24 protein-coding genes are annotated in these 25,694 nt (G+C 34.4%); 13 read left to right on the forward strand and 11 right to left on the reverse strand.

Going from position 1 to position 25,694, the window contains the following annotated elements:
* Positions 1 to 25 precede the first annotated feature (25 nt).
* The gene (locus tag ACNQGX_RS06655) at positions 26 to 571 is read left to right on the forward strand and encodes a glutathione peroxidase (RefSeq protein WP_417975148.1); all 546 of its coding nucleotides are present in this window, start codon (positions 26 to 28) and stop codon (positions 569 to 571) included.
* Between the two features lie 75 nt (positions 572 to 646).
* On the opposite strand, the gene ACNQGX_RS06660 is transcribed toward ACNQGX_RS06655, so the two are convergent.
* Together ACNQGX_RS06660 and ACNQGX_RS06665 are read right to left on the reverse strand one after the other, a co-directional pair.
* A complete protein-coding gene (locus ACNQGX_RS06660; protein ID WP_417975149.1) occupies positions 647 to 1,597 on the reverse strand; it encodes a tRNA dihydrouridine synthase in 951 nt (316 codons plus the stop codon).
* Positions 1,598 to 1,704: 107 nt separating this feature from the next.
* Positions 1,705 to 2,202 (reverse strand): GNAT family N-acetyltransferase, encoded by a 498-nt coding sequence (locus tag ACNQGX_RS06665; protein ID WP_417975150.1) that lies wholly within the window; start codon positions 2,200 to 2,202, stop codon positions 1,705 to 1,707.
* Between the two features lie 94 nt (positions 2,203 to 2,296).
* On the opposite strand from ACNQGX_RS06665, the gene menD reads away from it, so the two are divergent.
* Together menD and ACNQGX_RS06675 are read left to right on the forward strand one after the other, a co-directional pair.
* Positions 2,297 to 3,958, forward strand: coding sequence for a 2-succinyl-5-enolpyruvyl-6-hydroxy-3-cyclohexene-1-carboxylic-acid synthase (gene menD, locus ACNQGX_RS06670; protein WP_417975151.1), 1,662 nt, complete (start codon positions 2,297 to 2,299; stop codon positions 3,956 to 3,958).
* Positions 3,959 to 4,046: 88 nt separating this feature from the next.
* Positions 4,047 to 4,388: a DUF2853 family protein gene (locus ACNQGX_RS06675; protein ID WP_417975152.1), complete on the forward strand. Its 342-nt coding sequence runs from the start codon at positions 4,047 to 4,049 to the stop codon at positions 4,386 to 4,388.
* A gap of 185 nt (positions 4,389 to 4,573) precedes the next feature.
* Here ACNQGX_RS06675 and ACNQGX_RS06680 read toward each other — a convergent pair whose 3' ends face one another.
* The 4 genes from ACNQGX_RS06680 to ACNQGX_RS06695 form a co-directional block, all read right to left on the reverse strand.
* Entirely contained in the window at positions 4,574 to 5,926 is a 1,353-nt protein-coding gene (locus tag ACNQGX_RS06680) for a M28 family metallopeptidase (protein ID WP_417975153.1), read from the reverse strand.
* Positions 5,927 to 6,183: 257 nt separating this feature from the next.
* Positions 6,184 to 6,549 (reverse strand): hypothetical protein, encoded by a 366-nt coding sequence (locus ACNQGX_RS06685; protein ID WP_417975154.1) that lies wholly within the window; start codon positions 6,547 to 6,549, stop codon positions 6,184 to 6,186.
* Between the two features lie 83 nt (positions 6,550 to 6,632).
* Positions 6,633 to 7,988: a hypothetical protein gene (locus tag ACNQGX_RS06690; protein ID WP_417975155.1), complete on the reverse strand. Its 1,356-nt coding sequence runs from the start codon at positions 7,986 to 7,988 to the stop codon at positions 6,633 to 6,635.
* 167 nt (positions 7,989 to 8,155) lie between these two features.
* Complete coding sequence (locus ACNQGX_RS06695) at positions 8,156 to 9,325, reverse strand: hypothetical protein (protein WP_417975156.1); 1,170 nt, start codon at positions 9,323 to 9,325, stop codon at positions 8,156 to 8,158.
* 526 nt (positions 9,326 to 9,851) lie between these two features.
* On the opposite strand from ACNQGX_RS06695, the gene ACNQGX_RS06700 reads away from it, so the two are divergent.
* The 10 genes from ACNQGX_RS06700 to ACNQGX_RS06745 all read left to right on the forward strand — a co-directional run bounded on the left by ACNQGX_RS06700 (position 9,852) and on the right by ACNQGX_RS06745 (position 19,584).
* A complete protein-coding gene (locus ACNQGX_RS06700; protein ID WP_114754132.1) occupies positions 9,852 to 10,706 on the forward strand; it encodes a CvfB family protein in 855 nt (284 codons plus the stop codon).
* A gap of 731 nt (positions 10,707 to 11,437) precedes the next feature.
* A complete protein-coding gene (locus tag ACNQGX_RS06705; protein ID WP_091170323.1) occupies positions 11,438 to 12,268 on the forward strand; it encodes a 1,4-dihydroxy-2-naphthoyl-CoA synthase in 831 nt (276 codons plus the stop codon).
* Positions 12,269 to 12,376: 108 nt separating this feature from the next.
* Positions 12,377 to 12,898, forward strand: a complete 522-nt coding sequence (locus ACNQGX_RS06710; RefSeq protein WP_417975157.1) for a PH domain-containing protein — start codon at positions 12,377 to 12,379, stop codon at positions 12,896 to 12,898.
* Positions 12,898 to 14,412: a PH domain-containing protein gene (locus tag ACNQGX_RS06715; RefSeq protein ID WP_417975158.1), complete on the forward strand. Its 1,515-nt coding sequence runs from the start codon at positions 12,898 to 12,900 to the stop codon at positions 14,410 to 14,412. Before ACNQGX_RS06710 ends, ACNQGX_RS06715 begins: the two co-directional genes overlap by 1 nt.
* Before the next feature lie 162 nt (positions 14,413 to 14,574).
* A complete protein-coding gene (gene menA, locus ACNQGX_RS06720) occupies positions 14,575 to 15,525 on the forward strand; it encodes a 1,4-dihydroxy-2-naphthoate octaprenyltransferase (RefSeq protein ID WP_417975159.1) in 951 nt (316 codons plus the stop codon).
* A gap of 79 nt (positions 15,526 to 15,604) precedes the next feature.
* Positions 15,605 to 16,282 carry a metal-dependent hydrolase gene (locus tag ACNQGX_RS06725; RefSeq protein WP_417975160.1) on the forward strand — a complete coding sequence of 226 codons (678 nt, stop codon included), beginning with the start codon at positions 15,605 to 15,607 and terminating at the stop codon, positions 16,280 to 16,282.
* A gap of 191 nt (positions 16,283 to 16,473) precedes the next feature.
* Complete coding sequence (locus ACNQGX_RS06730) at positions 16,474 to 17,682, forward strand: tetratricopeptide repeat protein (RefSeq protein ID WP_417975161.1); 1,209 nt, start codon at positions 16,474 to 16,476, stop codon at positions 17,680 to 17,682.
* Positions 17,683 to 17,831: 149 nt separating this feature from the next.
* On the forward strand, positions 17,832 to 18,125 hold the full coding sequence (locus ACNQGX_RS06735) for a type II toxin-antitoxin system HigB family toxin (RefSeq protein WP_417975162.1): 294 nt from the start codon (positions 17,832 to 17,834) through the stop codon (positions 18,123 to 18,125).
* Between the two features lie 5 nt (positions 18,126 to 18,130).
* Positions 18,131 to 18,487 (forward strand): helix-turn-helix domain-containing protein, encoded by a 357-nt coding sequence (locus ACNQGX_RS06740; RefSeq protein ID WP_291251288.1) that lies wholly within the window; start codon positions 18,131 to 18,133, stop codon positions 18,485 to 18,487.
* Between the two features lie 50 nt (positions 18,488 to 18,537).
* A complete protein-coding gene (locus tag ACNQGX_RS06745) occupies positions 18,538 to 19,584 on the forward strand; it encodes an o-succinylbenzoate synthase (protein ID WP_417975163.1) in 1,047 nt (348 codons plus the stop codon).
* A 1-nt stretch (position 19,585) separates the two neighbouring features.
* Here ACNQGX_RS06745 and ACNQGX_RS06750 read toward each other — a convergent pair whose 3' ends face one another.
* The 5 genes from ACNQGX_RS06750 to ACNQGX_RS06770 form a co-directional block, all read right to left on the reverse strand.
* Positions 19,586 to 20,674 (reverse strand): AI-2E family transporter, encoded by a 1,089-nt coding sequence (locus tag ACNQGX_RS06750; protein ID WP_417975164.1) that lies wholly within the window; start codon positions 20,672 to 20,674, stop codon positions 19,586 to 19,588.
* 112 nt (positions 20,675 to 20,786) lie between these two features.
* The gene (locus ACNQGX_RS06755) at positions 20,787 to 21,233 is read right to left on the reverse strand and encodes a DUF1572 family protein (protein ID WP_417975165.1); all 447 of its coding nucleotides are present in this window, start codon (positions 21,231 to 21,233) and stop codon (positions 20,787 to 20,789) included.
* The gene (locus ACNQGX_RS06760; protein WP_417975166.1) at positions 21,223 to 21,702 is read right to left on the reverse strand and encodes a nuclear transport factor 2 family protein; all 480 of its coding nucleotides are present in this window, start codon (positions 21,700 to 21,702) and stop codon (positions 21,223 to 21,225) included. The genes ACNQGX_RS06755 and ACNQGX_RS06760 overlap by 11 nt, the downstream gene beginning before the upstream one ends.
* A gap of 245 nt (positions 21,703 to 21,947) precedes the next feature.
* A complete protein-coding gene (locus tag ACNQGX_RS06765) occupies positions 21,948 to 23,981 on the reverse strand; it encodes an outer membrane beta-barrel protein (RefSeq protein WP_417975167.1) in 2,034 nt (677 codons plus the stop codon).
* A gap of 4 nt (positions 23,982 to 23,985) precedes the next feature.
* A complete protein-coding gene (locus ACNQGX_RS06770; RefSeq protein ID WP_417975168.1) occupies positions 23,986 to 25,677 on the reverse strand; it encodes an Ig-like domain-containing protein in 1,692 nt (563 codons plus the stop codon).
* Positions 25,678 to 25,694 lie beyond the last annotated feature (17 nt).

Here is a 25,694-nt window from a genome sequence, read left to right on the forward strand (position 1 = left end):
TACTTAATTTTATAAAAAAATAAACATGAAAAAAATAGTATTAGCCAGTTGTGCCATATTCCTTTTTAGTATTCAAAGTGAAGCTCAAACGAAGCAGAATATTTATCAGTTCAAAGTAGAAGACTTATCAGGAAACACTTTTGATTTTGCTTCTTTGAAAGGGAAAAAAATAATGATTGTGAATACTGCTTCAAAATGTGGATTGACGCCACAATACAAAGATCTTGAAGCACTGTACAAAGAATATGCAGCCAAAGGATTGGTGATTGTTGGATTTCCAGCTAATAATTTTGCTTCACAAGAACCAGGAACGAATGAAGAAATCGCTACTTTCTGTCAGCTGAATTACGGAGTAACGTTTCCTATGATGGATAAAGTTTCTGTAAAAGGCGATGATATGGCTGCTATTTATCAGTTTTTGACTCAAAAATCTAAAAACGGTTTGCAAGATTCAACTGTGGAATGGAATTTTCAAAAATACCTAATCAACGAAAAAGGAGAATTAGAAAAAGTGATTTCTCCAAAAACGTTACCAACTGATGCTTCAATTGTAAATTGGATTAAAGAATAATCAAGAAATAATAAAATAAAAAAGCGATTTTCGGGAAACTGAAAATCGCTTTTTTATTTTAGAAACAGTTATAAATTAAAATTTTTCATTTTTGAAGATTTCTGCAACAGCTGCTTCGTAATTTCGGATACTTTGTGCTTTTTTTATTTTTTTTAAAACCTTATGCGGATTAGAAAACGTAGCCGAAAAGTATTCCCATAAATGGTACATTTTCAATAAAATATGTGTTGATCCAGAAAGCGATTCACTATAAATAGCATACAAAGTATCGTGAAACGCGCTGAATAGTTCCATTTTGTTTGCAGGATATTCTGAAGTATTGTTTTTTATCATGCTTGGTAAAAAAGGATCCGAAATTAATCCTCTACCAATCATCCAATGATCAATGCTTGGAAATCGTTGTTGCATTTCATGAAATTTAGCCACCGAAGTGATATCACCATTGTAATACAGTTTATGTATCGTGTTATCGATGCACTGTTGAAACGCATCCAGATTCACGCCACCTTTGTAAAGTTGTTTTCCAATACGCGCATGAATCGCAATATTCTTAATAGGATAGGTATCTAAAATAGGTAAAACATCCAGAATTTCTTCACTGTTTTCATAACCCAAACGCATTTTCATAGACACAATAATATCCGATTCAGAGTGTGCTCTGTGAAGGATGTTATTGATTTTTTCGGGATTACTGATCAAACCGGAACCCATACCAGATTTGGTAACCATCGGATAAGGACATCCTAAATTCCAGTTTAATTCCTTATAACCCAATTCTCGAACATATTTCGCCACAAATAAAAATTCATCGGCATCGTTCGTTATAACTTGCGGAATTACCTCTAAATCAAGATTATTTTCAGGCAGCAGGTCGCGTTCGTAAGACGGTTTGATAACCATTTTTCCGTTCAAACGGATATAGGGCGAGTAAAACGTGTCAATTCCTCCAAAAATTTTGTTTTGGGCATTTCTAAAACGAAAGTCGGTAAATCCCTGTAAAGGCGATGAGAGTAAGGTATAGTCCATGAAATTTTTAGTTGTGCAAATATACTATAAAGTCTCAGGTCTTAAAGTCATAAAGTTTTTAAAGTCAAACATAGTAGAAAATGAACCAAATTGTGGTACAAATTGATTTACTCTAAAATCAACTGCATAAAAACCAAATCGAGCCAATGATCAAATTTGTAACCTACTTCACGAATGGTGCCAACCACTTTGAAACCAAATTTTTCATGAAAAGTAATACTTCCTGAATTCTCTGCATCAATAGCGCCAATCATCACGTGATATCCTTGCCCTTTTGCCAATTGGATAAGTTCAGCCAATAATAATTTGCCAACACCTTTCCCTATAAATTCTTGAGCAACATAAACAGAATGTTCTACCGTATATTGATAACCTATTTTTTTCCTAAAGGAGCCATAGGTTGCGTATCCAATCGGGGCATTTTCAAATTCGGCCACAATTACAGGTAAGTTTTTTGCCAATTTGTCTTCAAACCATAATTTCTGGGTTTCAAAATCATGTGGTTCATAGTCATAATTAGACGTACTGTGAAGTATTTGATGATTGACGATTTCCAATATTGTATCTAAATCGGTAAAAACAGCCGGTCTTATCTTGATTTCCATATAGAATCTATTTTCCTTCAAATTTAAGAAAACTATTTAAGATTAAAGAAAAACCTTTGCAACTTTGTATCTTTGTTCCTTTGAAACTAAAACAATGATTTACCCCAAAATACCTTTAGCACAAAGCATTATTGAAATTTGTTTGGACAAAGGAATCACCACCATAATTATTTCTCCGGGTTCTAGAAATGCACCGTTAACAATAGGTTTTGTGAGCAACCCAGCCTTTCAATGTTACAGTATTGCCGATGAACGTGCGGCTGCTTTTTTTGCATTGGGAATGGCGCAACAAACGAAGCAGCCAGTGGCTTTGCTGTGTACTTCCGGTTCCGCTTTATTGAATTATTATCCGGCTTTTGCGGAAGCATTTTACAGCCAGATTCCTTTGATCGTGATTTCGGCAGACAGACCGCAAAGCAAAATTGATATTGGCGACGGACAAACGATTCGGCAGGAAAATGTATTCGAAAACCATTCGTTATACAATGCTAATTTGCACGAAGTGGTTTCGACCGAAAATGATTTAAAAATCAACGAAGCCATCAATACGGCAATCACTCAAAAAGGTCCCGTTCACATCAATGCGCCTTTTGAAGAGCCTTTGTACGAAACCGTTTCAGAACTTTCCGTTGCAGTGAATACTATCGCTTCCGCAAATGGTATTCAGACGATTTCCAACGAAGATGTTTCGGAATTTGCAACAATTTGGAACAGTTCCACCAAAAAAATGATTTTGGTTGGCGTAAATGAACCCAATGCAATCAACGAAAAAATAATTGAAGCTTTTGCGAAAGACGAGTCGGTTGTAGTTTTGACTGAAACGACCTCTAACTTGCATCATGATACTTTCATCAAAAATATAGATACGATAATTACGCCTTTTACTAATGACGATTTTGAGGATTTCCGTCCAGAAATTTTAGTCACTTTTGGCGGAATGGTCGTTTCTAAACGAATCAAGGCTTTTTTAAGAAAATACAAACCAAAACACCATTGGCATATTGATTCTTTGAGAGCGTATGACACTTTTGGCGCTTTGACCAAACATTTTGAAGTAAATCCAAATGTATTTTTTGATACTTTTTTGCCACTTACAAATTCAATAGGAAGCAATTATTTTCAGCAATTAGACGCTGTGAAATTATTGCGAAAGCTAAAAAGTGATTTGTATCTTTCTAAAATTCCTTTTTCGGATTTTAAAGTTTTCGAAAAAGTAATTCAGTGTTTGCCTACGAACAGTCAATTGCAAATCAGCAATAGTTCAGCAATCCGTTACGCACAATTAATAGATGTTCATCCTTCGATTGAAGTGTATTGCAATCGCGGTACCAGCGGAATCGACGGAAGCACTTCTACCGCAATTGGTGCGGCTGTTGCCAATGAAAAACAAACCGTTTTCATAACGGGAGATGTTGGATTTTTGTACGACAGCAATGCGTTATGGAACAATTACATTCCAAAAAATTTCAAGATTATTCTAATTAACAATGGAGGTGGAGGGATTTTTAGGATTTTACCAGGACACGAAGAAAGTCCCGTTTTTAATACATTCTTTGAAACTTCTCATTGTTTGACAGCAGAACATTTGGCAAAAATGTATGGATTTGACTATAGTATTGCCAGCGATAAAACGGGTTTAGAAACAAGTTTGAACGCTTTGTATGCTCAAAATGAAAAACCAAGTATTTTGGAAATTTTCACACCCACTTTGGAAAATAACAGCATTTTACTGCAGTATTTTAAAGAATTGGTCTAATTATTTTTGGGTGTCCGTTAAAAGGCATGATTAAATGTTTAAATTTGAGAGTGTAAAAATCTATGAATCAAATATTAAACTTTTATTTATGAGTGCAAGAGACGAATTAATTGTAAAGTATGCCGCCGATTTGAAAGACAAATGTGGTGTAAATCCAGACATGGATTTGTTGACAAAAGTAACTATTGGTTGTGGTCCGTCGATTTATAATGATGATTCTGCAACGGTTGCCGGAACCCAACAATCAGAATTGGATACAGTGAAAAACAACTTTCTAATCAAAAAATTAGAGCTAGTTGACGGAGCCCATTTAGATGCCGGAATAGAAGCTGTTATGGAAATATACGGCCGTTCCAATAAAAATAAATATAGAGCAGTGATCTATTATTTATTGGCTGTTCATTTCAAAAAAGAAAGTGTTTACAATTAATACTTAATTTGAGAATGTTACCCATAAAAAAAGCGTTTGCCTCGGCAAACGCTTTTTTGTTTAGTACTTATCTCTATAATTTATTCAATGGGCTCTTAGTCTCTTAATCTCATTGTATAAATTTAAAAAGATTGCAGCTAAATTAATTTTCTAAATGCCTTAATGGTTTATAATCTTCTTATGCTTTAACGAATTGGTACTGGGAAAACCGGTAAACTGGAATGCCCTAATGCATCTACAGCTTGTACAGCAAAGAAAAAATTATCTTTAGAATACGGAATTTCAGCTTTAGTATCTTTCACGAATATTGTTTTTTCCCAATGTTGTGATGCCGTTTCTCTGATAAGAATGTTATATCCGTAAACCGATTTTCCTTCAGGAGCTGTCCAAACTAAAGTAGAAAAATTAGTCAGGTCCTTTACTTCAATTCCTACGTTTGTTGGTGCTTTTGGAGACCAAGCCAAATTACTGAACGTAGCCAAGTTAGAACACGTTACTTTCTTCAAGTATTCAAAGTCCATAAATTCAGCAAGATCACCGTATTGGATGTTATTTTCTTTTCTCACGTTTTGATGCTGATGATTGTAGTTTTCATTCATTTCACAAAAACGAATGGCAGTAAATCCATTTTGACTGAAAGGCGTATGGTCGCCACCACGTAAAAAACGGTCGTTGCGATACACTAAATTAATGTCCAGTTGTTCCACATATTGATTGGTAACCGTTTTGATGTATCGGGCTAATTGTCTGGATGGGCTGTCATTCTCACGATTGGTCGATTTACGCATTTTTGACTCCGCTTCAGTTTCTAAGAATGGAATTGTTTCACTGAAAACGCGAACTTTAGTATTGTCTCGCAATAAAGTACCACTGGACAAACTGTTTCCAATCATATCATTATTGATCATCGCAATAACATTCCATTTTCCGTCTTTGGCCACATCAGCTAAATGTTTGGCTCCGTACAATCCTTGCTCTTCACCAACTACAGCCACAAAAATCAGTGTAAAAGGGAATTCTCTCAGGCTCATTATTCTGGCAAGTTCCATCATGGCAGCTACTCCGGAAGCATCATCATTAGCACCGGGCGCATCTGATTTAGCATCCATTACATCCGAAGCACGAGAATCTAAATGGCCGCTTATAATTAATACACGATCATCTGTAGGATCAGTTCCTTTTAAGGTAGCCATAACATTGCCTAATTGGCTGTCGGTTGTAATACGTTTTCCATCGGCTTTGATGGTAAAAAAATCAATAACAGAAGTCAGTCTTCCGCCTGATGCCAAAGCATATTTATCAAATTCTGATTTTACCCAGCGTTGCGCCGCGCCAATGCCGTGCGTGTTACTTTTGGTATCGCTCAACGTATGTCGGGTTCCAAAAGACACTAGTTTACGAACCGTAGTTTCCATGTTCTCCGACTTTACCTCGGCAAGCATTTTTTTTATTTCGGGGTCATCGACTGTGGTCTGTGCGTAATTGGTATGGGAAATGAATAGTAGTAGCAATAAACAGAGAATTGAGGTTGGTTTCATTAATAGGATTTTTTTAGTTTTCTCAAAGTTAGGGAAAAAGAAAAGGAAAGTATAAGTGAAATCAGATTTTAGGATTTGTTTAGTTGCCTATGGAAGCTACTTTGAAATTATTTTCAGCTCCGCAAAGTCTTTGACTTTGTGGTTGTGTTTCTCGGTCTTTGATCGCTTTTTTTTAAGGTAGTTTTTAATTTGGTAGCGGTCGGGAGACCGTTTTAACTTCCTCAAAGTCGGAGACTTTGCGGAGCGGGGGGCATTTTTTAGAAAGGTAAATCGTAATCGTTATAATAAGACTTGACAACCTTAAATTTTCTGTCTAATCTGTCCGCCGTCCAAATTGTTATAAGTTTTCTGTTTATTAAGTTGTAAATGAAAATATCTTTTAAACTATCAATTGTGGTCTCATTAAAAAGGTGGAAGATTCTAGAGTTGATTAATCTTACCAGAAAATTTCCGGAATACAATTCTGTTTGCAGAAAATCATAAACATTCATTTCCGTAAATGACTCATTAATGCTTTTTTTGTCTAGATAATCTACAAATCGATTAATCATTAAAGGAGTTTTGATTCTCTTCGCAGCATATTCAATTTTACCACCTTCGTATGCCTTTTTACAATATCTCAAAATGAAAAAAATAAGTATAATAAAAACTAAATAATTGAAGGCTTTAGGATCAAGTGGAGAGTATTTTTTTATAAGGTTAGCGATTATTGATAAACTTTTATAGGTATTCCTATTTTTTGGATGGGAATGACAATGTCTCGGTTATAAATATTTTTGTCATCAATAAGGATATTTTGATTAATGGTTTTTAATTTTGAAAAATCATCAATGATATTTTCTTCAATTAAGACAAAGTCAGTATCATTAATTTTTTTGCTTTTGTAACCTGTTCTATTTCCAATACACATTGTTTTTTTTCCGTCAGATATAAAATCAGTTTTATTATCTCCTTTGTATAATAGTTTTATGTTTTTAATATCCATTGTGGTATGAACAGGCATACCGTTAAAAAACAGATGGTTTTTATAGGTATAAACATTGTCTTTTAAATATTTAAATTTTTTTTGATTTAATTCTTCTTCTTTTTTAGTGTCAATATTATAAATAAAGATGTTATTTATTTTTCGGATCTTGTTATTACCCCCAAATGGAATAAAATAATATCCATTGGAAGTTTGAATTACCGTACCAGAATCTTGGTTGCCAAAATCCTGAGTTCCTTTAAACAATAAATCTGTTTCATTTTTTGGAATAAATTTTAAATTGTTTGAGAATACATATTTGATATCAATACCTTCAAAGAAAGTAACATTGGTTCTACGACGATCAGTTTTAAAATCAAAAATTTTATAACCATCACGCCAATTTTCATACGTTCTCTTTCCATCAGTTAATAAACTATAATTGGAATATTCATTTATGACAATTTCCCACATTTTAGCTTTGTTAAGCTTTAATTCTGAAGGTGTGTCTGCTGTTCCAAATACTTTTTCTCCATAAATAAAATAGTTTTTTGTAACTATGGGGTTACTATTAACTCCATTGCTAGAGCAAATCTTAGTTAACTTTCTAACAATGGAATTACTATTATCCCCATACTTTGGACATAAATACAAACCGTTTTTATCTTTTATGTAATTGTTAGTTACATATTCAACAGTGTTTAGGTCTATTTCATTGGGCTGTTGTATTCTTGCCAACTGTAATTCATAATCTCCCGTTAAAAGCATCAAATCCCCGTTAAGGTCTTTATATATATTATTACTTAGCTTTTTAAATTTTGAAATATCAATTTCAGATGATCCGTGGCCAGCCCAATAGGTGTAGATTTTATTCTTATCACTAAAAATCACCAATTGATCATTTGATTTGATGACTTCAATATTATTAAAATCGCAATTAAATGGAAAATGCTCTTTAATAAAGATATGATCCCCTATAAAAATTAAGTTTGTAGTATCGAAGTTAATTTTTGGGTCAACGGTATATTTATAGCCATCCCAAGTCACCCCTCCTGTCATTCCGCCTACAGCAACAGTTTTCTGTTTGGGATTAATCATATAATTACCAATTATATAAGTAGAATCCTTTTCAACGAATTTATTTTCTTGCTTTGTTTGTCCGTTGCAACTTATCATAAAGAAACAAACTATAATGAATTTTACTATTATGTGGGATTGGGTTTTCATTTGTTAATTTTTTTTAAATGTTAATTGCTGATTTACAACTATTCTTTATAAGTGTTTGTAAACCTATATTTTTTATTTGTTTTGTCAATTTCTAGTTCATCCAAGCCCCCTAAACCGACACTTGAGCTTTGGTCTTTTGAAATCACAAAAAATAAAGTTTCTATGGAATAATCACTACTTAGTACTTCTAACTTTCTATATTTTTCATTTCCGAAATACATTTTTGATTCTTTTTCAGAACTTTTAAAGAATATTTTTTCAGGAATTTTAAGTTTGCCAAAATCATAATTATCAATACTATTTTGATAAATATTATTTTTAATATTATGATCATATAGTTCTTCAAATGATTCTTTATTGAACTTTGAATTAGCATAATATTCAATAACTCTATTTGATAAAGAAGCAACTCTTAAATTAAATTTTCTCAATTCTTGAATTTCTTTACAATTAAATCTATTGAATTTAGTTTTGTCTTTCTTATGAAAAAAAAACACATTATAGTTATTAAGACCAAAATAATTTTGACTTTCGCTTTGCTGGATGTCATTTTCTAAATATTGATATTTAGAAAGCCTTGTGTCATTAAATTGATAAATATTTAAAGTGTATTTTTCATCAGTTCCAGACTTATATATAGTCTGTTCGAGTGATAGTTTATTTATTAAGTTTTTAATACTGTCATTAGAAAAAAAATCTTTATAACTATACTTTGTAATAATTGCTATGTGAAATAAATCTTCATTGTAGAGATATTTAAAATTTTTATTTTCTATCGTATCACCTTTTACAATTCTGTTTTTAAGTGTTTTTAAATAAGTATCTTGCTTATAATAATCCTTTTTAAATTCTGTTAGTTTAGGTTTTTCAAAACTATAAGAAACATTCAAAGGGTCATAAAGACGTAATTTTAATTCCTTTGGTAATCCCATAACATTTTGAAAGCCTTTTTCATTGTATTTTTTATGATACGCCATAACAGTATTATAACCGCTTGGTATTTCAGTAAAATAATAGACTTTCTCTTTTTTATCATACTTTGCAGTAAGGGCAGGAATTTCAAAGCCTTCGAGAGTTACTTTGGCATCATCAATATTTTTTCCTGTTTCGGCATTTTCGAGATATATTTTGATGGCATAAGCCTCTTTTTCTTGAGCTAAGACACAAAAGGATAACAATGTAAAATAGAGAATTGCTAGGTTTTTCATTATTATGATATATTAAAATTGGTTCCTTCAGTTGTTTTTAAAAGCTTTTTATATGCAAAACAATATTCAATGTTACCTTTAAATAGTTATGTTGAATTATTAAACTAAAAAGCTTCTTGAGGCTAATTTAATAACTAAAAGTAATTATCTGGATAATTTTATATAATTAATTACTGGTTAAAAACCGCAACACCGCATTTTGTGCTAGAACCACCGCTCGCATAAGTTATTTTGAAAAGCAAAAAATCCTAATCTAGCCCCGATGGAAGCAAGTATCCTTTTTATAAACGCTTTTAACCCTTTCAGAGTTTTGAACTCTGAAAGGGTTGCGGAAAGTGTTGCGTTTAAAAAAGATACTGCGTCCCGATAATTATCGGGAAGCGGAACAATTCGTGATGAAAGAACGGAAAGTTATGCTCCTAAAAAAGAAAATATCCAGCGGATTCAGGCTTTATTTTTTTGTGGACGGTTTCTTAATTTACTATTTTCAAACTTCGTACCTTTGCGCTTTAGAAATTGAAAGAAAATGATTGAAATAGGAAAATACAATACGCTTACCATTTTACGCGATACCAAAGTGGGTTTGTTTCTGGGAAATCCAGAAGAAGATCCCGAAGGAATTCATGACATTCTGTTGCCAAACAAATACGTTCCAAACGAATTTGAAATAGGCGAGGAGTTGATTGTTTTTGTGTACTTGGACCACGAAGAAAGACCCGTTGCCACAACATTAGAGCCATATATATTGTTGAATGAATTTGCACTTTTGCGTGTGAATTATACCAATCAGATTGGTGCTTTTATGGATTGGGGAATGGAAAAAGATATTTTGGTTCCGTTTAAAGAGCAGGCGCGTCCTATGGAAAAAGGAAAACGTTACTTGGTGTATCTTTATATGGACGAAAAAACCAATCGTTTGGTCGCTTCCAGTAAATTGAATCAGTTTTTAAAAAATGATCACCTAACGGTTGAAAAAGGAGAAGAGGTAGATTTAATCGTTTCCCATATCACTGAATTAGGAATTAACGTGATCATCAACGAAAAGTACAAAGGTTTGCTGTACAAAGATGAAGTCTATGATGATGCGATTCGTACGGGAGACCGCATGCGAGGCTACATTAAGACGATTCGTCCTGACAATAAAATTGATGTGGCATTGCAGGTACAAGGATATCAAAGTATAGAGCCGAATGCCGAGAAAATCCTTGACGAACTAAGAGCCAGCAGAGGTTTCTTGCGTTTGACCGATAATTCACATCCGGAAGATATTAAAACGGTTTTGAAAATGAGTAAGAAAACCTTCAAGAAAGCCATTGGCGCTTTGTATCGAGAGAAATTAATCGAAATCAAGGAAGACGGAATTTACTTGGTTAAGGAATAAAAAAAAAGAAAGACTAATCGTAACGGTTAGTCTTTCTCTTTTTAATGCTGTTTTAGAATATTAAATTCTAGCAGCACTAAAATAAATTTGAAGTTTAAAGTAGCTTTATCCGCCTTTAAGAATAATAGTATGCTCTATACTATTTTAAAAATATTAACTTAAGCGTAAAGTACTTTAAAGAATAGTTTGTCTTTAAATGTCCAATCACTTGCTTAGGAGTTAAGAAATAATTTCACGATAAAGCCGTTGGTTTTGTATATATTGGAAGATAATTTTCTAAAACAATTGTTTATTAATGTCTCACTTTTGCAAGAACAAGAAAAATAAATCTTTATTTAACCGTAGGTGTTACTTTTTATTTTTTACTGCTGGGGCAAATGGTTGTAGCATTAACTCGTTAATCGGGGCTTTAAAAATATTTTTATAAGTTATTACCGTAGAAAAAGGAGCGACAACATTTTTAATTACATTCAATACATTCTTTTTTTAGGTTAATAAATCAGTGAAGAATCAATAATTAATCAAGATAAACAATTTGTATTCATCTGATTAGCATTATTTAAATTTAAAAATAATTTGAATTACTGACTGTTAAAATGGTGCTTTTTTATTGTTTTTTAACATTTCAAAGCCTTTAATCAGAGAAGGATTACCATAAGCTTGTCTAAATAGAATAGATAAAATGTAAAAAATGATTTATTTTTACGCTAAAATAATTTAAATCAATTGTAATGGATTGGATCACTGCTAAAGAATACGAAGATATCACTTATAAGAAATGCAATGGCGTTGCCAGAATTGCTTTCAACAGGCCGGATGTGCGCAATGCGTTCCGTCCAAAAACGACTGCCGAATTGTATAATGCATTTTATGACGCGCAGGAAGATACGTCTATTGGTGTCGTTTTACTTTCTGCCGAAGGACCTTCTTCTAAAGATGGCGTGTATTCTTTTTGTAGCGGCGGCGATCAAAACGCACGTGGACATCAAGGATATGTGGGCGATGACGGACAGCATCGTTTGAACATTTTGGAAGTACAACGTTTAATCCGATTTATGCCAAAAGTAGTTATCGCTGTAGTTCCCGGTTGGGCTGTTGGCGGAGGACACAGTTTGCATGTGGTTTGCGATTTGACTTTGGCGAGTAAAGAACACGCGATTTTCAAACAAACGGATGCCGATGTAACGAGTTTTGATGGTGGATACGGTTCGGCTTATTTAGCTAAGATGGTGGGACAGAAAAAAGCACGCGAGATTTTCTTCTTGGGACGCAATTATTCGGCTCAGGACGCTATGGATATGGGAATGGTGAATGCTGTGATTCCGCATGCTGAATTAGAAGATACGGCTTACGAATGGGCACAGGAAATTTTGCAAAAATCTCCGATGGCTATTAAAATGCTGAAATTCGCGATGAATCTTACGGATGATGGAATGGTAGGACAACAGGTTTTTGCTGGAGAAGCGACAAGACTTGCCTATATGACCGAAGAAGCTAAAGAAGGCAGAAATGCATTTCTTGAGAAAAGAAAACCGAATTTTGAGAAAAAATGGTTGCCGTAATTTAGTAATCAGTGTCCAGTCTCAAAATAGTGCATAAAAAAACTTAGCGCCTTAGGGTCTTTGTGGCAAGAAAAAAGCATCGCTTTTGCGGTAAAAAAAATAGTTTAAATGGAAAATTTTACAAACGAAACAATTGATACCGGCCAACTTCCTAAATTTGAGGAAGTCACTTTTACGAATTTGCATCCTAAATACATAAGAGTGGTTTTAATCAATGTTGCCATAATAATAGGAATACTTATTCTTGTTCCGGTACTAATTTCTATCTTCAAGCCAAAGCTGTTTTCAGGAAGAGTCTGGTTGATTTTGGGAGTTGTAATTCCGATACTTTCACTTTTGATTATTGTGTTTTCTTATATTGGATTCCAGAAAAAAGGATTTGCATTTAGGGAACATGATGTGCTTTTTAGACACGGAATTTTTGCTACAAACACCATTGTAATTCCTTATAATAGAGTGCAACATGTAGCTTTGCATGAAGGATTAGTTCCACGTTATTTTGGTCTGGCCAAAATAGAAATTTTTACTGCCGGCGGAAGTTCAAGTGATATTGAAATTCCGGGAATCGGAAAAGAACAAGCCGAAAATATCAAACAGTTGTTGATGGGTAAAATACAAAAGCAATTGTAATGGGAGTCGATTTTAGTCAGCCACAAAGACAATCTGTAATAGGAATTTTGGTGATGTTTTTTTACACGCTTCAGCAATACGCCAGAGCGTTGTGGCCTATGATTGTGATCTGGATTTTTAAATTTGATGAGATTAACAAATTGTATCTTTTCCTTGGGATGATTGCCGTCTTTGTAAGCATTGGAGTTGTTTCCTATTTGAAATATCTGAATTTCACATTTGCTTTAGATTCAGAAAACGAAGAATTTATCATTACAGATGGAGTTTTCAATAAAACCAAAACTGCTATTCAGTTGCGTAAAATCCAACAGGTAAATATCAATCAGTCTTTTATTCAAAAGTTAATTGGTGTTTATGAATTGGATGTGGATACCGCAGGAAGCAATAAAAAAGAAGGCGCCATAAAAGCGATTTCGCATGAATTGGCTTTGGAATTAAAATCCCGTTTGTTAGAGAATGAAGGAAAGAAGAGCATCATTGAAACTGAAGAAATTTCATTGGAGGAAACAGAGCAAAAACTGTTTGAAGCTGCGCATCCTTTCATAAAGATACGTTTTTTGAGTTTGTTAAAAGTTGGAATAACTTCGAACTACGAGAGAAGTATCGCCTTATTGCTTATTTTCTTTAGTACAATTTATGAGAATTTTCAAAATTTTGGAGACGAAAGCAATGTTTACAAGGAAAAAGTGGGGTCTTATATAGATGAAAACTTAGTGTTGCAAACTATTTTAATATCGATAGTATTGTTGTTCGGTATTGTTTTGGTTATAAATGTAATACGAATAGTTTTTAAGTATTATAATTATAAAATAACCCGACAAAAAGGATCTTTGTTATTGTCTTTTGGGTTGTTGAATACTAAAAGCACCATCATCAAACCTGAAAAAGTTCAGATTACGACCGTTACCAGAAATTATTTCCAAAAGAAAATAGGGATTTTAGAACTAAAAATCAGGCAAGCGACCAGCGGTGAAAAAGAAGAACGCAAGTCGGTAATAGAAATTCCGGGATGCAGCGAGACGGAGAGAGATTCTATTTTAAAGTTATTGTTCCATAAAATTCCGGAAAAAGGATTAATGCTTCAGCCTAATTTTCGTAAACTTGTTTTTTCTGTTTTTCTTTCAATAGGATTACCTTTGTTGGGATTTATGTCGATTGGTTATTGGTTTGAACCTGTATTTTTTGAATACAGTTATGTAATGCCGGTTTATGTTGCTTTTATTGGATTAATCCAATATTTTAAATTTAAAAATAACCGATTATTCATTAACGAGAATTTTATAATAAAACAAAGTGGAGCTTGGGATGTCAGCAATGATATTATTGAGCCCAGTAAAATACAAGCAATTACAACTTCTCAGCTTTTCTGGCATAAAAGGTTGAATATTGGTTCAATAACATTGCATACTGCAGGAGGAAATATAGCTTTTCAGTTAGGAAATTATTCAATACTAAAACAACAAGTCAACCTTTGGTTGTACGAAATAGAAACGTCCGATAGTAATTGGATGTGAAGAAGAAGTTAGAGGTTAGAGTTATGAGTTAGAGGTTAGAAGTTAAAGGGAAGGAGTTAGAGGCTGTTTTTCGAAACAATAACAATAACCCATAACGTATAGTCTATAACGCATAACGTATAGCCCATAACTTATAACTCATAACGAATAACATAAAAAAAAATGAAACATTGGATTGAAGCGGCACGATTGAGAACATTACCATTATCCGTATCTGGAATAATAGTTGGAAGTATGTATGCTTTGGCGCACCCAACAGATACGATTTTGACACCAACAGAAGTTTTTAACTGGAGGCTGTTAGGCTTTGCCATATTGACAACATTAGGATTGCAAATACTCTCCAATTTTGCCAATGATTACGGTGACGGCATGAAAGGAACGGATAATGAGGATCGAGTAGGGCCAAAACGCGCCATACAAAGCGGCGTGATTACTCCGCAAGCTATGAAGCGCGCAATTATAATTACTTCGGCATTAACGTTGCTTTCGGCGATGTTGTTGATTTATTATGCGTTTACCGATACTAATTTGTGGTATTCCTTGTTTTATTTAGGTTTGGGTATTTTATCAATTGTATCTGCGATTCGTTATACGGTTGGAAATACGGCGTATGGCTACCGTGGATTTGGCGATGTATTTGTCTTTGTGTTTTTCGGTTTGGTAAGCACTTTAGGAGTGAATTTTTTATACTCCAAACAATTGGATTTTGAATTGGTTTTACCTGCAATAGCCATTGGATTATTGAGCGTCGGCGTTTTAAATCTGAATAACATGCGAGACGAAGCTTCGGATAGAAAATCAAATAAAAACACGATTGTCGTAAAAATTGGCGGAGCCAAAGCTAAAATATACCATTATATTCTGATTGTAACAGCGATGATTTTGGTGTTAATTTTTGCAATTATAGACGATTTTCACTTTGATCAATACTTGTTTTTATTGGCTTACATTCCTTTAACTAAACATTTAATTACCGTTTATAAGAATCAAAACCCTAAGGAATTAGATCCCGAATTAAAAAAACTGGCATTGAGTACTTTTGCACTTTCAGTATTGTTGGCGTTGTGCATGATTTTCTTCTTTTCGGATTTGATTGTGAATAATTATTAAGCTCAAAGGTCAATAGCAATGACAATTTCAAAAATCAATTTCAATCTTTAAGTTTTTCAATTTCAAAAATTAAGTTCAAATGAAAATAACATTTTACGGTCACGCATCATTAGGGATAGAAGTTGGTGGCAAGCATATCATTGTAGATCCTTATATTTCTGCTAATCCAAATGCAGCGCATATTGACATTGACACCTTAAAAGCGGATTATATTTTAGTAACGCATGCGCACGGAGACCACATTCTGGATGTCGAGGCAATTGCCAAAAGAACCAACGCGGTAATTGTTTCCAATGCTGAAATTGCCGGTTATTATTCCCAAAAAGGGTTTCAATCGCATCCTATGAATCACGGCGGAAGCTGGAATTTCGATTTCGGGAAACTGAAATATGTAAATGCGATTCATTCCAGTTCTTTTCCTGACGGCAGTTACGGAGGAAATCCGGGCGGTTTTGTAATAGAAGGCGAACATAAAAATGTCTATATTTCAGGTGATACGGCGCTTTCTATGGATATGAAACTCATTTCCATGCGCACCAAATTGGATTTGGCAATTTTGCCGATAGGCGATAATTTTACCATGGATGTGGAAGATGCGATAATAGCTTCTGATTTCTTGGATTGCGATAAAATTCTAGGCTACCACTACGACACTTTCGGTTATATCGAAATCGACCACGATGACGCCATTCGTAAATTCTTCAATAAAGGAAAAGATTTGATGTTGCTGGAAATAGGAAGTTCCATCGAATTGTAATTTTTTTTTGAAGCTAATCCAGCTATCCGTTGCAATCTTTTTAAAGCTTCCAGCCTTCAAAAGGCTGGAAGCTTTAAAAAAGGATTTTCACTACTATCTGGGCTAGGGGTATCGTTGGCTTGACACTTTGTGAACTTTGCGAAACACTTTGTGGGCTTAGTGTTTAAATTTTAAAGAATTCTAAATCAATCATGCAAAATAAATATTTCATTGTTTTATTTCTGTTTCTAATTACTGCAAATACCGTTTTCTCTCAAAAAGACGGCTATTGGGATAAAACCCGCGCTACAACGGAAGAAATTACCGTTTCCGCGAGAGACAGAATCATTATAAAAACCCAAGATTTTCCTGAAGGAACCACCGAAGTGGTGTATAGGATAACGCTTTTGGATAAAAATCAGCAAATGGCGGGTAGTTTGGTCTCGGTTTTAAAAGCTATTCCAGATCCAACAGGAATCAGTCAAGGATCAGCAGGAGCTGTTTTTATCTTGTCTAAAATCTCTGGAGATGACAAATGTAAGTACGCTGTTTTTTCTAGCGCCTACTTAGCCACAAAATACAAAGAAAACGGAAAAACCGATGATGCGTGTTTGGTGCAAGATACGCCAGTCAGCAAAGATGCCAAGCGACTTTCTACAGATAAATCCGCTTGCATGCAATTGAATTCCGGTAATTTATGGTTTGGTTTCGAAAGTAAAAACTGGATCATGAATCAAAAAATAATTTTGGAAATTGTGCCGTGGGTTGATAACAAACTAAGTCGTGGCTGGACGCTTGAAAACAGAAAAGCAATCATCGATCAATGTAAAACCTCTAATTTGGCTCAAAAAATGACCAATTCAGATGATTTTTGTGTTTGTATTCTTGATAAAATCCAATCCAAGTACAAGTTTAAGGAATTTCAAAAATTATTGGCTGTAGAGCGCGCTAAGGCGTTCAAGGATTTTGGTAGTAGTTGTTTTGGACAAACCAGTCTTTCTAAAAGTGTTTATGACGATTTGCGCAAGCAAGCCGCTGTATTGGCAAAACAAGGAAAGCAAGGTGAAGCAATCATGAAATTGACAACCATAATCAATGATGGAAAAGCAACTGCTTTGGATTACAATGCCATAGGAAATAGTTATCTTTTGACCAAGCAATACGGTAAAGCGATTAAATTCCTGAAAGTAGGTGAAAAACTTGATGATACGGAGTTGCTGATAAAGCTAAATTTGGCGCACGCCTATTTGCTGAATGATAATTATGCCTCGGCAAAAGCCATTTACAAAGAGTATCAGTCACAAAATGTAACGGATAGTTTGAGTTGGACCCAAAAAGTAAAACAAGATTTTGCTGCTTTCGAAAAAGCAGGAATAGCTTCCGATGACTTCGAAAGAGTTTTGAAGTTGATGGATAAATAGCTTGAACTTTAAAAACTTAAATGCCTTATATGTTTTAAAGAAGCGATTTTTTTTACCATATAGGGCATTTGAGTATGTAATTCAAATAGTTAAAGAAATAAATTCCCAAAACGGGAACTTTTTGCGTATCTTTGTAGAATAAATTTAATTTGAGAGTAATTGCGAAAAAAATACTGAGGGATTTCTGGCTAGCGCATACTGATTGTGAACAGCAGTTAAAATCTTGGTTTCAGGAAACCAGCAAAGCAGAATGGGAAAATCCCAATATGATAAAACAGCAATATCCAAGCGCAAGTATTTTAAATAGTAATCGGTTTGTTTTCAATATCAAAGGAAATAATTACAGATTAATAGTTAAAATAAATTTTGATCATCAAATGGTTTGGATTAGGTTTATTGGAACGCATGCAGAGTATGATAAAATTGATGCCAACAAAATTTAATTATAATGGAAATTAAACCTATAAAAACAGAAAACGATTATAACCAAGCTCTCGAAAGACTTGAAGTTATTTTTGATGCTAAAAAAGGCTCGTCTGAAGGCGACGAATTAGAAGTACTTGGGATTTTAATTGACCAATACGAGAATGAGCATTTTCCTATAGGCATGCCAGACCCAATTGAAGCTATAAAATTCAGAATGGAACAAATGGGATACAATCAAAATGATTTAGCTAATATTGTTGGTCTTAAAAGTCGTGCGAGTGAAATCCTAAATCGGAAACGAAAACTTTCTTTGGAAATGATCCGTCAATTACATGAGCAATTAAACATTCCTACAGATGTTTTAATTCAAGCGTATTAAAATTGATTGAGTTTATTTCAACCTATATCATAACTCATACTTTATAACTTTTGAAAGCAACGTATCACAAATACATTCTCAATTTCAAACGACCATCAGGAACTTCCCGTGGCGTTATGACCGAAAAAGAAACTTGGTTTATTGTCTTGGAACAAGAGGATAAAAAAGGAATAGGGGAATGCGGAATTCTGCGCGGACTGAGTATTGATGACCGACCGGATTATGAGGATAAATTGCAATGGACTTGCGACAATATCCATTTGGGAAAAGATCAACTTTGGGAAGTTTTAATTGAGTTTCCTTCGATACAGTTTGGAGTCGAAATGGCGTTCCAATCTTTGGAGAGTGAAAACCCTTTTTTGCTGTTTCCTTCGGACTTTACAAACGGTACAAAATCAATCTTGATAAACGGTTTAGTTTGGATGGGTGAGGAGTCATTTATGAAGCAACAAATCGAGGAAAAACTAGCTCAAGGCTTTCGTTGTATTAAACTCAAAATCGGAGCGATAGATTTCGATAAAGAACTGCAATTATTACGGTTTATTCGACAGTATTTCTCTCCGGAACAAGTTGAAATTCGGGTGGATGCAAACGGTGCTTTTGATGAAAATATAGCTTTAGATAAATTAATTCAACTATCTGGATTTAAGTTGCATAGTATAGAACAACCGATACAAAAAAATCATACTGACAGGATGGCAGAGCTGTGTAAAACCACTCCTTTTCCCATTGCTTTGGATGAAGAGCTGATAGGTGTGTTTGCTTTGGTAGAAAAAGAGCAATTGCTGGAGAAAATAAAGCCACAGTACATCATTTTGAAGCCAAGTTTTGTAGGTGGTTTTCGAGGCACACAAGAGTGGATTTCATTGGCTGAAAAGCATAAAATCGGTTGGTGGATTACCTCTGCTTTGGAGAGTAATATTGGACTGAATGCCATCGCGCAATGGACTTTTTTGCAGCACAATTTGATGCCTCAGGGATTAGGAACCGGAGCACTTTATACGAATAATTTTGACTGTCCCCTGGAAGTTTCACAGGGGCAATTGTGGTATAAAAAAGAGTTGGATTGGACGTTTGATTTTGCTCTTTTGAAATAGATTATTTCGTATTTTTCTTTTGTTCGCCATCTCCCAATAAAACAGATAACGTCTTTAAGCTTGGTGTGCGGTCTGCAATCAATTTTATGATGCTGATGAACGGAATGAACAGAATCATTCCTGCAGCACCCCATAAAATGCCTCCCACGATTACTACAATAATGATGACAAGTGTGTTTATTTTTAAACGGCTTCCCACTGCAAAAGGAAATATAATATACGCTTCGAGTGCTTGAACAACTGAAAAAACGGCAATGACTGCTAATGGATACCAAATCGAATTGTACGTTATCCAGGAAACTGCAATAGGCAAGAGCGACGATATCATGATTCCTACATACGGAATAAAAGTAAGGATTGAGGCTATAAAACCAAATAGAAATGGGTGTGGTACTCCGATAATCAATAGTCCGATACTGTTTAACAGTCCAACTATTAAATAGACCACTAACATTCCTTTGATGAAATTGTAATAGGCATGAATGGTTTCAACAAGGATTTCGTGAATGGTTTTTTTTCTTTCGGGAGGGAAAAGTTCATAGAGGGCATTCGATAACATCTGGCGATGGAAAAGTATCAATGCTGAGAAAACAGGAATCATTAATAGGAAAAATACAGATTCAGACAGGGAATAAGCGGTGTTTCGTACTATTGAAAAAGCTTGAGAACCGGAGTTGTTGAGTGTGTTATTGATAAATTCCGTTTGTTTTTCCAAACTAATATCAAATCGTTCCGAAATAAAAAGACTCAATTGATTTATCGTTTCGGTTAGTTTGGTTCTTAAAGATTGCCATTCCTGCAGGAACTCCGAGAACTGTGCGAATAATAGATAGATCACAGCTCCCACCAAAAGTGTTACTCCTAAAATAGAAATAACAATTGCAATTCCTTTATTGATCCCTTTTGTTTCCATCCATTTACAGATTGGATACAGAATGAAGCCAATGAGTAATGAAAAACTCAATGGAATAAATAGTGTTTTGCCAAAATAGAGTATCAAAGAGGATACTACTATAAACAGAAGTATTTCTAAAACAGAATATCTCTTGTTGGATTGAAAAGGAACGGGTGTTTTAGAAGATTGTAACATACAAATTTGTATTATAACCGTTATTTCTTACTCTTCTATGCTTTTATTTGCAATTAAAGTATACATTTAAAACGTGTAACAGGGCACTAAATTGTTTATTTTCGCGAATGTTCTAAGATTCCAATAATCGCCTGTGGTAATTGATTTGTCCCAGATGATAGGCTAGGTGCGTGGTCAAATGGATAAGCATAAACTCAGTTGAAGTCTTGTTTTCGAAAACTAAAAGTGGAAATTCCATTTTTAATTCTTCTTCTGAGATGTTATTAAGCGCATTGTCAACGACAACAATGGTTTCTTCGATTTTTTGTATTAATTCTGCTCTTGGAATATCTTTCAGTGAAAATTCTAGTGCTCTATTTCTGATATATCCGATTTTTCCAAATTCGGCGCCAATATACGTATTCAGATTTCCCACCAAATGCAAGCATAGATTCCCGGCTGAATTAGCTATTCCTTTTTGAATTTTCCAAATATCACTTTCATTTTGGTACGACTCAATTTCGGTTTTTAGCTGATTTAAATCTCGGTTGAACAGTGTTTTTAAACTTTCAATTAGCATTTTTAGTTTCTTTGTATTTTTTCAATGATAATAGTGCTTGTTGTTGTATTTTTTGCTGAAAAAAACCAGTCCAGCCTAATAAATATCCAGTAATTCCAAAAGCTTGTTTGGACCATTTCCAAATGTCGAAATCATCCGTGTGTTTCTTTATTAATCCATCTTTAAACTGAAACTGCGAACGAATAACATTTACTACTTTTCTATTGGTTTTACTGAAGTTGTAGGTAGCGATCCATTGCGCGGAACCAACGTATTCATCTGCTTTTATATCTGAGAATTCAATTTTTATATTTCCTTTGCTTTTTTCAATAAGCATTTTCCACATTCGGCAAACATCCTTTTCTTTTAACAAACCGAAAGCCGGATCACGAAACCCAATTTTAGAATGATAACATTCACACATTGTTGAAGCATCGGCATTGGCAAAAGCGGTATAGAACTTAATGAGGGTTTTTTCGTTTGGGGTCATATCTACATAAAGTGAGTAGTAAAAATAATAATTTTTTTGTTAAAATTTAGGTTTTAAAATACTAATATAAAAAAAATAGATGTGGTTTATTTTTTGTTTGGACCAATCAATAGTGTTGATTGGTTGTGATTCATCGATTTGCGTTGACTATAGGTTTTAAATTTTAAACAAAAAAAGAAGATAGACTTTTAAGTTTCTATCCTCTTTTATAATTTATTTTAAACTGTATACTGTATTATTCCGACTTATTTAACGGCAGGAATAATATCAATTATTACGGTACGATTGTAAAAACGTTCTTCTGGAGTTTTGTTTTCAAAAGGTGATTTGTTTTCATTCTCACCCTCTCCGGTTACTTCAAATTTAACATCATTTCTACCCGCTTTAGATAAGCTACTTTCAAGAATTTTTTTAACATCATTAGCACGAGCTAGAGACAAATCCTGATTGTGGACTTCTTCACCAATAATATCAGTATGGCCATGAATAATGACTGTTGCTCCTACAGGAATTTTTGGTGTAACCACTTCGGTAAGGTATTTTTCATAAATAGAAATCGCTTTTGATTTATTAAATTCATAAATAATGCTGTATCTAATCCCTTCTTCCATTTTTGCTGGTGTCCAAAGTACCATGTGTACAGGAGTTTCTTTTTCTACAATTTTACCACTTTTAGTCTGGCCAATCATTTTTACTTTGTAATCTCCTTCTGGACGACTACCTAAAATTGTTTTTCCAGGAATGCTTACCTCATCTTGAGTATAAGGTCCAAAAGACTGTACTTTTCCTTGTTCATCAGTTATTTGTAATGACCATGAAGATAAAGCTTCGTTAGCGCCTTTATTATTGAACGTAACATAACTTTCAACTGGCGCTTCTTGTAGTGCAACAATCTGAACTGGTTTTAATTGCGCATCAGGACCACTTTGAAATTCCATCAATAAATCTGGAGAATTGCTTTCGATAGAAACTCTGCGATCTCCTTCACGTAGCAGAACTAATTCTAAAGTTCCACCGGGTTGTTCTGATGGGATATTTGGTTTATCCTGACCTTTAGTGGTAATTCTAGATGGATTTATTGCAAATACATTTACCAAATACGTTTTGATTGATTCTGACATAACAAGACCGTCAGCTGGACCTTTCTCTGATGAACCCACCAAAGTAATAGTTGCCGAAGGATTTTTTTGCATGCGGTCTCCAATGATGTTCAGTACATTGTAATAGACAGTCATTTGACGTTTAGAACGATCTGATAAATTTTTTGGAGCAAATGTTTCCAATTGATCTTCTTTGAAGTCTTTCACTTGATCTTTTGTCAATAAAATATAACGATTTGGAATTTCCGTTGATCCTTCATTAAAGAAAACATAGTTTCTAAGTGGAAAAATTTCAGTCATTCTTCTTTCTCCGGGAACATTGCTAGGAGAATTTACGGAGAACTGCACTTCACGGTCTTTAGCCATATCAGTAGCCTCTTGAATATTTTTTCCTTGTCCGAATTTAAGTGCAACACCAGCTCTAACGGTTGTTATATTCCAAGTTTCTGTTGAACGTGGATTTTGACCAAAATAAGGTTGGAAAGAAACAAAAGGAGATAATACAAATTGTGTTTTGTTAGTATCTGAAGAAAGTGGAATATCATATCCTGCACCAATTTGCATTGATAAAATAGTTTTCTCAACCTCATTAAATTCACCTGTTACCGCAGGAGAAGGAGCTTGATCAGGGAAAGCTGGATTAATGCCTAATTGATATGTAAATGATTTGTCCATGTTGAAAGCCAATCGCGGACCTCCATAAAGATAAAAATTAGATTTAAAAGGAGCAAAACGTACGCTTGGTTCTACAGTAATATAACTCAAGTTCGCTTTTAAATCAGCTGGGCAGTCACAATCGGTAACCACTTGGTCAAATTTACCTTTACGGTTATCATAACCCGCTTGTAACATAACACCCCATCTTGAATCAGCAGGACGGTATTCTAAAAGTGGTGCAATGAAAAGTCCAGCACCAAATCCGTCATGAAACGCAACTGGAGATGTGAAACTAGCATTCATTTGTTGAGTAGAACCACGATAGAAATTGAAATTAGCACCACCTGCTACTCCAAAGTACCAAGAAGGTTTCGCATATTTAACTGCTTGAACTTCTTGAGCTTGAACCGGAGTTTGATTGCTTAACCATGCTAAAGCAATTATTGCAACGCTTTTGAAGGTTAGTTTATTTGTGGACCATGCAATGCATGATCCACTTTTAAAATTAGTTTTAGTTTTCATTTTTTTAAGGCTTAGTGATTATGTTAGTATGAGTCATTACTACAGCTCCATTTCTGGCAAGCATTCTACCTTGTGCGGTTGAATGTGATCCCATTGTTATCGATTGTAGGGCCAATATGTTACCAACAAATGAAGTGTAATCTCCAATAGTTGCTGAACTTCCCGTTTGCCAAAAGACATTTTTAGCAAGTGCTCCTCCAGCAAGTTTTATACTTCCACCAGCTCCACCAACAGTGGTGAAAGCAGATGCTACTTGGAAAATCCAAACGTCAGTTGCGCTACCGCTAAGGGTTAAATCACCATTTTGGACTAAAAGTGTAGATGTTGATTTATAAATACCGGCAACAAGTGTTTTTCCGCCTTGATCACCAGATACAGTTATTGGTGCGCTATAAGAAGCTCCTTCGGCAAAAAGATAGGCATTGGTAAGGTCAAGTTTAGCTTGCGTTAGCATGGCAGCAATCCCTACAGGAGCAATATCATCAGAAGCATAAATTGCACCATTCACTATAACTGCAGGAGGAAATCCTGTAATTGAAGAACGAACACCTGGGCTTATACCAACGTCCATATTATTAATTATACTGAAACCAGCGTTATTGCTTACTCCAACACCTGATAAAATTCCAAATCTTTCAGCTGATCCAAGATTTACGGTATTTCCAACTACAGCTGAATTGGTATTAAAGTTCCAAACGTAATCATTCGCTAAAGAAACACCGGCCACGTTTTTAGCACTTGAATTAATTGTAGCTGTATAAGTAGTTCCGGGTAATAAATCACTATCTGGATTAAATGTGGCTGTTGTACCTAAGTAAGAAACAGTTCCTGTAATTATTGCGGAACCATTTTTTAAAGTAAAAGTCGTAGTGCTAATAGTCAAAGGATCCATTGCCATACTAAAATTAGCCGTAATGTTTTTATTAAGCGCAACTCCCGAAGCATTGTCAGCAGGGTCAGTGGCAGTTACAATAGGAGCTGTAACAGATCCTGTAGTAAATGTCCATGTATAGCTACTGGCTATTGTTGTTCCTTGTACATTTTTTACTTCAGTTGTAATGGTACCCGTATAAAGGGTATTGGTTGCTAGAGGAGCGGTAGGGGCAAAATAAGCAGTTGTTCCATTATATGAAACTGATCCTGCTACAGATGTTGTTCCTTGTTTTAATGTAAAAGTTGTTGCGTTTATAGTTGCCTGATTCATTGGCATATTAAAATTAACAGCAACTATTTTATTAAGGAATACATTTGTAGCATTATTTGCTGGGTCTGTGGAAACCACCATAGGCGTTACAGTTGAACCAGTACTAAATGTCCAAACATAATCGGCTTGTAAAGCATTACCCATTATATCCTTAACCGATGTTTTAATTACGCCAGTATAAGTAGTATTTGCAGCAAGTGGGCTTGTTGGATCAAACGTAGCAGTTGTTCCGCTAAATGAAACTGTTCCTGCAACTGCCGCTGTCCCTTGTAAAGTAAAAGAGGATTGGTTAAAAGTTGCCGCATTCATTTCTTCATTGAAGATTACGGTAATAGTTTTGTCTAGTGGAACATTAATAGTGCCATTGTCAGGATCTGTTGATAACACAACTGGACATACGCCTTCGATTTCTTCGAAATCGTCTTTTGCGCAACCAGAAATTAATGCAATAAATAGTATTGCAAAGGTGAATAGTAAATTTTTAGTTTTCATTTTTTTTGATTTTAGGG

Source organism: Flavobacterium glycogeni (assembly GCF_048286775.1).
In the GTDB taxonomy this organism is placed as follows: Bacteria; Bacteroidota; Bacteroidia; order Flavobacteriales; family Flavobacteriaceae; genus Flavobacterium.